Origin of the sequence: Xanthomonas sp. SHU 199, from assembly GCF_000364665.1 — a bacterium.
In the GTDB taxonomy this organism is placed as follows: Bacteria; Pseudomonadota; Gammaproteobacteria; order Xanthomonadales; family Xanthomonadaceae; genus Xanthomonas_A; species Xanthomonas_A sontii.
In genome coordinates, this window is record NZ_AQOI01000215.1 from 1 (window position 1) to 2764 (window position 2764).

The following is a 2764-nucleotide window of genomic DNA, read 5'->3' on the forward strand; positions in this document are numbered from 1 at the left end:
GCCGGCGGTGGACAGCCTGGTCGGCCAGCGCCAGCCGTTGGCGCCATGGATCGACGCGCTGCCGGCCGCGGCCGACGACGCGCTGCCTTCGCAGCTGTCCATCGACGACCTGCGCCGGCTGCTGGTCGATCCGGCCGGGCAGTTCCTGCGCCAGCGCCTGGGCCTGCGCCTGCCCGATCCGGCGCAGGCCGACAGCGACCTGGAACCGCTGCTGGCGCCCAGCCGCGGGCTCGATCAGTACGGCCTGCAGCAGCAGGTGTTCGAAGCGGTGCTGCGCGGGGACACCGAGGCCCTTTACGAACGCCTGCGCGCCCGCGCGCTGCTGCCGTCCGGGCCGCTGGGTCGGCGCCAGCTCGACGAGCGCGTGCGCCAGTTGCGTCCGTATGCCGAGACGTTCCGGCAGTGGCGCGGTAGCGACGCTGCACCGCAGGCGCCGCGGCTGCAGGTGGACCTCGACGGCACCGCGCTGCATGGCCGCCTGCCGGGTTGGTACGCGCCCGGCGTGGCACGCGTGCAGGTGGGCGCCTTGAGCGGGCGCAGCGCGATCCGCCACGGGCTGGAATGGTTGCTGCTGCGCGCCGCCGGCGAACGCGCGCCCTACGTGCGTTTCTTCGACCACGACGACAGCCTCGGCCCGCATCCGATGGACCGCGAGCCGCTGCCCGCCGCCCAGGCGCAGCAGGCGCTGGCCGCGCTGCTGCAGCTGTACCGGCATGGCCGCCAGGCGCCGCTGGCGTTCGCGCCGTACAGCAGTTGGAAGTACTACCAGGCCGCGCGCGCCGGCGATCTCGACAAGGCGATCAAGGACGCTGCCGCGCAATGGCAGGCCAGCTTCGGCTGGAGCGAGGCGGACAGCCCGGAACTGCGCCTGGTCGGCCGCGGCCGCGACCCGTTCGCCGACGCGCAGCGCTTCGCCGACTTCGCCGCCACCAGCCAGCGCGTGTTCGGCCTGCTCGAACAGGGCGACGCCGGCCCCGCGCTCGATCCGGAACGGCTCAACGAAAGCTGGCAGCGCTGGCGCGGCACCCAGGAAGACGCCGAATGAACGCCGCACCCGACCGCGACCCCTACCTGCAACTGCCGCTGCACGGCGTGCGCCTGATCGAGGCCAGCGCCGGCACCGGCAAGACCTTCACCTTGGCCACGCTGTTCACCCGCCTGGTGGTCGAACGCGGCCTGCGCCTGGGCCAGATCCTCGCCGTCACCTTCACCGAGGCCGCCACCCAGGAACTGCGCCGGCGCATCCGCGAGCGCCTGGCGCTGGCGGCGACGCTGGTGCCGGACGCCGATGGAAGCCTCATAGGAGCGGCTCTTGTCCCTTTCTCGGGATCAGCCGCGACCGACCTGTCGCAGTCACCCCCCCACCAAGACCTGCCCGACGTCGCCCTCACCCGCGCGATCCTCACCGCGCACCTGGCCGCCAGCACCGAAACCCCCGCGGCCCTGCGCCGCCGCCTGCAGCAGGCCGCCGAGGACATCGACCTCGCCGCCATCTTCACCATCCACGGCTTCTGCGCGCGCGTGCTGCGCGAGCACGCGCTGGAAAGCGGCCAGGCCTTCGCCGCGCCGCAACTGCTCACCGACGACCGTGAACTGCTGCGCGACGTCGCCGCCGACCTGTGGCGGCAACGCGCCGCCGATCCGGCGATGGCCGAGGATCTGGTGGCGCTGTGGCCGGGCGGACCGGACGGCATGGCCACCGATCTGCGCGAACTGGTGCGGCATCCGACCTTGCTGCCGGCCGCGCCGGTCTTTTCCGACGAGGACGGCGCCGTGTTGCAGCAGGCCGCGCAGCGCGCCGGCATGGCGCTGGCCGAGGCGTTCCGCACGCACGGCACCGCCTGTTTCGAGGCGATCGCCGCGGCGATGGATGCCGGCGTGCTGAGCAAGGTCAGCTACAAGCCCGACTGGCTGACCGCGCTGTGGCACTGGCTGGACGCCTTCGCCGCGGCACCGACCGCGGACGCGCCACCGCATCCGAAGCTGATCAAGCTCACCGCCGCCGAACTGACCGCCGGCACCAACAAGAAGCACGCCGAGCGCACCCCCGCCTCGCCGCTGGGCCACGCCATCGACGGCTACCTGGCCGCATTGGCGCAGCTGGCGCAGTGGCGCACACGACGTCGCATTCGTCTCTTGCACGCGTTGCGCGCCGACGCGGTGGAGCGGCTGGCCTATCTCAAGCGGCAGCGCCGCGTGCAGACCTACGACGACCTAGTCGAGGGCGTGGCGCGCGCGCTGGAAGGCCCGCACGGCGCCGCCCTGGCGCAGCGGCTGCGCGCGCAGTACGCGGTCGCCCTGGTCGACGAATTCCAGGACACCGACGACCGTCAGTGGACGATCTTCCGCAAGGTGTTCGCCCCGGACACGGCCAATCCCGCTGCGGTGCAGGACGACGCGGCGATCGCGCCATCGCTGTCGGCGCCGGACGACACGCGGCCACTGCTGGCCCTGATCGGTGACCCGAAGCAGGCCATCTACGGCTTCCGCGGCGGCGACGTGCGCACCTACCTGGCCGCCGCCGCGGACGCCGAACGCGCGCCGCCGCTGGCGCACAACTTCCGCTCGCGCCCCGCGCTGCTGGCGGCGATCGACGCGCTGTACACGCAGGCCGGCTACGCCGATGCGTTTCTCACCGACGGCATCGCCTTCCACCCGGTGCAGCCGGGCAGCAAGCGCGTCGATGCCGACCTGCAGCGCAATGGCGCACCGGCCCCGGCGCTGACCGTGTGGCGCGCGCCGGAACCACCGCCGCCACCGGCCA

General features: G+C 73.4%; 1 protein-coding gene and 1 pseudogene. Both read left to right on the forward strand.

The features are described 5' to 3' along the window. Positions 1–1045: pseudogene (locus D183_RS24330) on the forward strand (exodeoxyribonuclease V subunit gamma); the annotation flags it as partial. Beyond that, positions 1042–2764 (forward strand): UvrD-helicase domain-containing protein (locus D183_RS0108775; RefSeq protein ID WP_017908677.1); only part of this gene is annotated, 1723 nt, incomplete at its 3' end. The pseudogene D183_RS24330 and the gene D183_RS0108775, both read left to right, overlap by 4 nt.